Raw genomic sequence first — 6,133 nt, 5'->3', positions numbered from 1 at the left:
GAGCCGCAGCTTGGCGCACCCCTGCGTTCGCGCGGCATGGCGGCAAGCCTCGATCAGCGCGGAGCTGACACCCCGGCCCGCATGTGTCCGTCGCACCGCGAGCTTGTGCAGATATGCGGCCTCCCCCTTGAGGGCGTCGGGCCAGAACTCGGGATCCTCGGCCGACAAGGTGCAACAGCCGACGATGCCGTCGCTGCAACTCGCGACTAGGAGCTCGGATCTCAGGACGAAGGTCTCCGCGAATGTCCGGTCGATCCGCGCGACGTCCCAGGCGGGCGTTCCCTTGGCGGACATCCACGCCGCAGCGTCGTGCATCAGCCGCACAACCTCGTCGATATCACCCGAGCAGGCGACCCGAACGTTCGGAGGCTCCTCGCTGTCCATTCGCTCCCCTGGCGCGGTATGAACCGCCGCCTCATAGTGCAGTTTGATCCTGACGAGCCCAGCATGTCTGCGCCCACCTTCGCGGAACCTGACCAGGGTCCGCTAGCGGGCGGCCGGAAGGTGAATGCTAGGCATGATCTAACCCTCGGTCTCTGGCGTCGCGACTGCGAAATTTCGCGAGGGTTTCCGAGAAGGTGATTGCGCTTCGCAGATCTCCAGGCGCGTGGGTGCGGACGTAGTCAGCGCCATTGCCGATCGCGTGAAGTTCCGCCGCAAGGCTCGCTGGACCCAGATCCTTTACAGGAAGGCCAACGGTGGCGCCCAAGAAGGATTTCCGCGACACCGAGACCAATAGCGGAAGCCCCAACGCCGACTTCAGCTTTTGAAGGTTCGACAGCACGTGCAGCGATGTTTCCGGTGCGGGGCTCAAGAAAAATCCCATCCCCGGATCGAGGATGAGCCGGTCGGCAGCGACCCCGCTCCGTCGCAAGGCGGAAACCCGCGCCTCGAAGAACCGCACAATCTCGTCGAGCGCGTCTTCGGGTCGAAGGTGACCGGTGCGGGTGGCGATGCCATCCCGCTGCGCTGAGTGCATAACCACCAGCCTGCAGTCCGCCTCAGCAATATCGGGATAGAGCGCAGGGTCAGGAAATCCTTGGATATCGTTCAGGTAGCCCACGCCGCGCTTGAGCGCATAGCGCTGGGTTTCCGGTTGGAAGCTGTCGATTGAAACACGGTGCATCTGATCGGACAGGGCGTCTAAGAGCGGCGCAATACGTCTGATCTCATCGGCCGGCGATACAGGCCTCGCGTCCGGATGGCTGGCGGCCGGTCCGACATCCACGACGTCTGATCCGACTCGCAGCATTTCGATCGCCGCGGTGACAGCGCCGGCGGGGTCTAGCCGCCGGCTCTCATCGAAGAAGGAGTCCTCGGTGAGATTCAGAATGCCGAACACCGTCACCATGGCGTCGGCCTCCGCAGCGACTTCCACGATGGGGATCGGGCGAGCAAAAAGGCAGCAATTATGAGCCCCATACCTACAAAGCCCCACGCATCAAGCTTTTGCCCATGAAGCAACCAGGCAATGGCTGTAATTATGACGACGCCGAGTCCCGACCAGACTGCATAAGCAACACCGACAGGGATGGATTTCAGAACCAGAGAAAGAAAATAAAATGCGATGCCATAACCGATTATGACAACGGCGGAAGGGGCAAGCTTAGTAAAGCCCTCGCTAGATTTTAATGCGGATGTTGCGATTACTTCGCCAACTATTGCGATAACAAGAAAAAGCCAGCCTTTCATGATATATCTCCCAATTTGTGTAGGGCTTATTATGCACGCTTAAAAATAATAAAAGCAGACTTGACCTGATAGTTTGGCTGTGAGCAATTATGTGCTTAGTGCATCTAACGTTGAAGTAACCGGCGCTGCGCGGTTTTATCGCGCAGCGTCCGAGTTGACTGCCGGGTTGGGCGGTAACGCTTCAATAGAGCGAAGGATTGCCCGCACGATTGCCTCCCTCTTGAAAAGATCATCCATTCTGTTTGGCGTATCAATATTCAGTGCGAAGAATACGGAGCCAGTCGGCCACTCAACCCATCCTACCCACCAACCCATACGGCCTTCCCAGCCCGTCTTTGCACGCAGTATCCAGTTGCGACCGGCTTCCACAATCATGAGATCCTTGACCAAGCGCTGATGTTCTACCCGAAAGGGCAGCTCGTTACGATAGAGCTTCCTGAGAAATGCAATTTGCTCCTGCGCCGAGATTGCAAGGCTGCCTTCTATCCAGTAATCGCCATTACTTGTCGAAGGATCGGCGTTGCCATAGTCGATTTTCTTCAAATAGCGCCGAGCTTTGTCATCACCAATTTCCTTTGCAAATAGCTCATACACCCAAACAGTAGAATTCCGCATTGCTGATCGCAAATCTTGGTCTTGATTGTGGCCTGCAAAGCCCCTGTTAACGCCGTCCCATCGAAAAATCTGGAACTCATCACGAACAGCGCCTGCATCAAGTGCAAAAAGTGTATGAGGTATCTTGAATGTCGATGCAGGCGAGTAGCGTTTCTTCGATCGCACAGGATCAAAAACCAACATGGCACGATCCGCTTGGCGTTCGTCTGCCACAACTATCGTGCCTTTGGCTTGAAATTCGCTGAAAAACTTCCTCCAGTCAGAACGTTCTAGCGTGCCTTCTTGCGCATGCGCGAAAGTGGCAAGAGAAAAAATGGAGAAAAGTATCGCGAAGATTCGGATTGCCATTAACTTTTCCTTAATGCCCAACACCTGAGTTAAGCCGCGCCGCGAAGCGGCGTCGGCTTGAATGAATTGTTAGATGCCAGCCCGGTCAATGTGCGCTGACCTTGGATAGCAGATTTAGAACGGCGACGCCACTAACGATAAGTCCCATGCCAACGAACGCCCACAAGTCTAGTTTCTGGCCATGAAAGATCCAAGCGATAGCTGCCACAAGTACGATGCCGAGGCCAGCCCAAACAGCATAAGCAATACCGACCGGGATGGACTTGAGTGCGAGAGAGAGGAAATAGAACGCAAGCCCGTACCCAGCTACAACTACAACAGAAGGAAATAACTTGGTGAATCCATGGCTGGACTTCAGTGCGGAAGTTGCGACGACCTCACCAAAGATTGCAATAGCCAGAAAGAGCCAGTTCTTCACGTGCAATCTCCTCTACGGTATGAAGGATAAATAGTGGTGGCTATGAGTTGCCAAAAACAGCCTTGCGGCTATCGATTTTCTGTGAGCATACGCAACGCCAAATCTGGCATCTAACGTTTGACATGAGGGGCGTCCAAGGACGATAGCCCTTGGACGTCCCCCTCGATGGAAGGGTTAGACAGCACTGCGCGCCTGCTCGAACGCCTGACGTGTTTGAACCATGTATACGGCCGGTCCATCTGGGGTGTTTATGGTTCTTTGCGCCACAAAACCCGCCTTCTCGTAGCACCGGATTGCGCGTAAGTTGTTCGGCGACGGGTCCGTTTGGATCTTGGTTACCTCAGCGTCTTTGAACAGCGTCTCAACGAGCGCGCGAACGAGCTTGGTTCCCAATCCCTTGCCCAGCTGCGATGGATTCGCCAGAGACTGGTCTATTCCGCGTACTCCTGAATCGGTTTCGTCTTCCCACCATCCGCCACCGCTTCCGAGTGCAATGTACGACTGAGCGTACCCAATCGGTTCTTCATCCAGCATTGCGATGTAGGGAGTGACGGACTCTTTCGCCAGGGCGCTTGGTCGATATTGCTCCAGCACTTCAGCAAGTGTTGGACGTGTTTCTTCTCCGCCCCACCACTCAACGATGTGAGGCCGATTTAGCCAGTCATGGAGCATCGGAAGGTCGTGCTCGGTCATGAGGCGCAGCGTGACGAAGCTAATGGTAGTGGTCATGAGGACGCTCTTTGTGCTGCCTAACGGGCGAGGTAAGCCGACCGCCGAAGGCGGGTCGGCTTGACCGAAATGTTAGAACCAGAAGCCAAAAACGGTAACTTGAATTTGGCGACGGGCACGAACTGCGAAAAAGCGCAGCGCCACCGAGGCGGCACAGCACTACGAAAAAAATAGCTGCTTGCGCTTGCTACACAAGGGCTGGAGGCCAAAAATGCTTGAAACCAGCACAAAGCCAACAGGTGAAGCCAAGAAAAACGGCAAACCCAGCGCTGAACAACGCTTGAGAAATTGAATGCCGTTTGAAAAAGCATGGGCCGAAATAAATTGGTTTTCTTCGGTGCTAACTTTGTTTTAGGGCGACTGCCCTGCTGCGTAACATCGTTGCTGCTCCATAACATCAAACATCGACCCACGGCGTAACGCGCTTGCTGCTTGGATGCCCGAGGCATAGACTGTACAAAAAAACAGTCATAACAAGCCATGAAAACCGCCACTGCGCCGTTACCACCGCTGCGTTCGGTCAAGGTTCTGGACCAGTTGCGTGAGCGCATACGCTACTTGCATTACAGTTTACGAACCGAACAGGCTTATGTCCACTGGGTTCGTGCCTTCATCCGTTTCCACGGTGTGCGTCACCCGGCAACCTTGGGCAGCAGCGAAGTCGAGGCATTTCTGTCCTGGCTGGCGAACGAGCGCAAGGTTTCGGTCTCCACGCATCGTCAGGCATTGGCGGCCTTGCTGTTCTTCTACGGCAAGGTGCTGTGCACGGATCTGCCCTGGCTTCAGGAGATCGGAAGACCTCGGCCGTCGCGGCGCTTGCCGGTGGTGCTGACCCCGGATGAAGTGGTTCGCATCCTCGGTTTTCTGGAAGGCGAGCATCGTTTGTTCGCCCAGCTTCTGTATGGAACGGGCATGCGGATCAGTGAGGGTTTGCAACTGCGGGTCAAGGATCTGGATTTCGATCACGGCACGATCATCGTGCGGGAGGGCAAGGGCTCCAAGGATCGGGCCTTGATGTTACCCGAGAGCTTGGCACCCAGCCTGCGCGAGCAGCTGTCGCGTGCACGGGCATGGTGGCTGAAGGACCAGGCCGAGGGCCGCAGCGGCGTTGCGCTTCCCGACGCCCTTGAGCGGAAGTATCCGCGCGCCGGGCATTCCTGGCCGTGGTTCTGGGTTTTTGCGCAGCACACGCATTCGACCGATCCACGGAGCGGTGTCGTGCGTCGCCATCACCTGAGTTAAGCCGCGCCGCGAAGCGGCGTCGGCTTGGACGAATTGTTAGACCTCATCCGATACACCGTACATTTCCCGTGCCTCCCAATCGTGGAACGGCTTGCAAAGCTCCGACGCTGGGAAAGAAGACCAATACAGAACCGCGTCGACTCGGGAACGCGGTGATTCGGGAACGGTAGCTAGGAACTCAGCTGCGGCCTGTGTGACTTGCGCGCGACCGAACTGTGACACGAGATAGAAGGGCACGATCCTGTTGCTCGCGTCGAGCAGCGACATGTGCACTTGCCGCAGCAGTTCATTCAGCGGCTCGTCTAGGTCGGGCTGAAGCTCAGCAAGCATGTAGCCCGCCATGCCCGATGCTCCATTGGGCGTGCGCTCCAGAGCTAAGCGCCAGAGTGCGTGAAACACGCCGGGGTCTTCACTACTCTGAATACGCCGACGAAGCTCGAAGAAGTCATCATAGTTCGTGATTGCGCCAAGGCGCTCCTCAAGCTGCTGCGATATTTCCATGAGGTCTAACACATGTATGACCAGACCTTTCAGCGCGCCTTCAAACGTGCCGTAGAACAAGCAGGCATCACGAAGCCCGCCACACCGCACACCCTCCGCCACTCGTTCGCGACGGCCTTGCTCCGCAGCGGTTACGACATTCGAACCGTGCAGGATCTGCTCGGCCATTCCGACGTCTCTACGACGATGATTTACACGCATGTGCTGAAAGTTGGCGGTGCCGGAGTGCGCTCACCGCTTGATGCGCTGCCGCCCCTCACTAGTGAGAGGTAGGGCAGCGCAAGTCAATCCTGGCGGATTCACTACCCCTGCGCGAAGGCCATCGGTGCCGCATCGAACGGCCGGTTGCGGAAAGTCCTCCCTGCGTCCGCTGATGGCCGGCAGCAGCCCGTCGTTGCCTGATGGATCCAACCCCTCCGCTGCTATAGTGCAGTCGGCTTCTGACGTTCAGTGCAGCCGTCTTCTGAAAACGACATCAGGGCTGAAAATCACCCCGCTGGATGCGGCGGTGCCGGATCGGGCGCAGGCGCTGATCGACCAAACCAGCCAGTTACTGCCGCGCATCAAGATCACCGAACTGCTGATGGA

The 6,133-nt window shown here is 56.8% G+C and carries 8 protein-coding genes and 2 pseudogenes; 3 read left to right on the top strand and 7 right to left on the bottom strand.

All coding sequences use genetic code 11. The annotated features are described in order from the left end of the window. The 7 genes from K5E40_RS33915 to K5E40_RS33885 form a co-directional block, all read right to left on the bottom strand. Window positions 1-384: GNAT family N-acetyltransferase (locus tag K5E40_RS33915; RefSeq protein WP_032483255.1), on the bottom strand; the 384-nt coding region annotated here is incomplete at its 3' end. Window positions 385-511: 127 nt separating this feature from the next. Further along, window positions 512-1,351: a sulfonamide-resistant dihydropteroate synthase Sul1 gene (gene sul1, locus K5E40_RS33910; RefSeq protein ID WP_000259031.1), complete on the bottom strand. Its 840-nt coding sequence runs from the start codon at window positions 1,349-1,351 to the stop codon at window positions 512-514. Continuing rightward, a complete protein-coding gene (locus K5E40_RS33905; protein ID WP_000679427.1) occupies window positions 1,345-1,692 on the bottom strand; it encodes a quaternary ammonium compound efflux SMR transporter QacE delta 1 in 348 nt (115 codons plus the stop codon). Before K5E40_RS33905 ends, sul1 begins: the two co-directional genes overlap by 7 nt. Window positions 1,693-1,827: 135 nt before the next feature. Next, window positions 1,828-2,655, bottom strand: a complete 828-nt coding sequence (locus K5E40_RS33900; RefSeq protein WP_001007673.1) for an oxacillin-hydrolyzing class D beta-lactamase OXA-2 — start codon at window positions 2,653-2,655, stop codon at window positions 1,828-1,830. An 85-nt stretch (window positions 2,656-2,740) separates the two neighbouring features. Further along, a complete protein-coding gene (gene qac, locus K5E40_RS33895) occupies window positions 2,741-3,073 on the bottom strand; it encodes a quaternary ammonium compound efflux SMR transporter QacL (protein WP_221734387.1) in 333 nt (110 codons plus the stop codon). A 174-nt stretch (window positions 3,074-3,247) separates the two neighbouring features. Continuing rightward, window positions 3,248-3,802 (bottom strand): aminoglycoside N-acetyltransferase AAC(6')-31, encoded by a 555-nt coding sequence (gene aac(6')-31, locus K5E40_RS33890; protein WP_221734386.1) that lies wholly within the window; start codon window positions 3,800-3,802, stop codon window positions 3,248-3,250. Window positions 3,803-3,822: 20 nt separating this feature from the next. Beyond that, window positions 3,823-4,113, bottom strand: coding sequence for a DUF1010 domain-containing protein (locus tag K5E40_RS33885; protein WP_221734388.1), 291 nt, complete (start codon window positions 4,111-4,113; stop codon window positions 3,823-3,825). A 169-nt stretch (window positions 4,114-4,282) separates the two neighbouring features. Here K5E40_RS33885 and intI1 (K5E40_RS33880) point away from each other — a divergent pair. From intI1 (K5E40_RS33880) to K5E40_RS35870, 3 genes and pseudogenes are all read left to right on the top strand, one after another. Then, window positions 4,283-5,038: pseudogene (gene intI1, locus K5E40_RS33880) on the top strand (class 1 integron integrase IntI1); the annotation flags it as partial. A gap of 516 nt (window positions 5,039-5,554) precedes the next feature. Further along, a pseudogene (gene intI1 / locus K5E40_RS33875) lies at window positions 5,555-5,818 on the top strand (class 1 integron integrase IntI1); the annotation flags it as partial. A 52-nt stretch (window positions 5,819-5,870) separates the two neighbouring features. Continuing rightward, window positions 5,871-6,133 (top strand): hypothetical protein (locus K5E40_RS35870; protein ID WP_221734389.1); only part of this gene is annotated, 263 nt, incomplete at its 3' end.

The sequence above is a fragment of the Pseudomonas baetica genome, from assembly GCF_019733355.1.
GTDB classification, from domain to species: domain Bacteria; phylum Pseudomonadota; class Gammaproteobacteria; order Pseudomonadales; family Pseudomonadaceae; genus Aquipseudomonas; species Aquipseudomonas baetica_A.
This window is presented reverse-complemented; position numbering and strand designations above follow the sequence as displayed.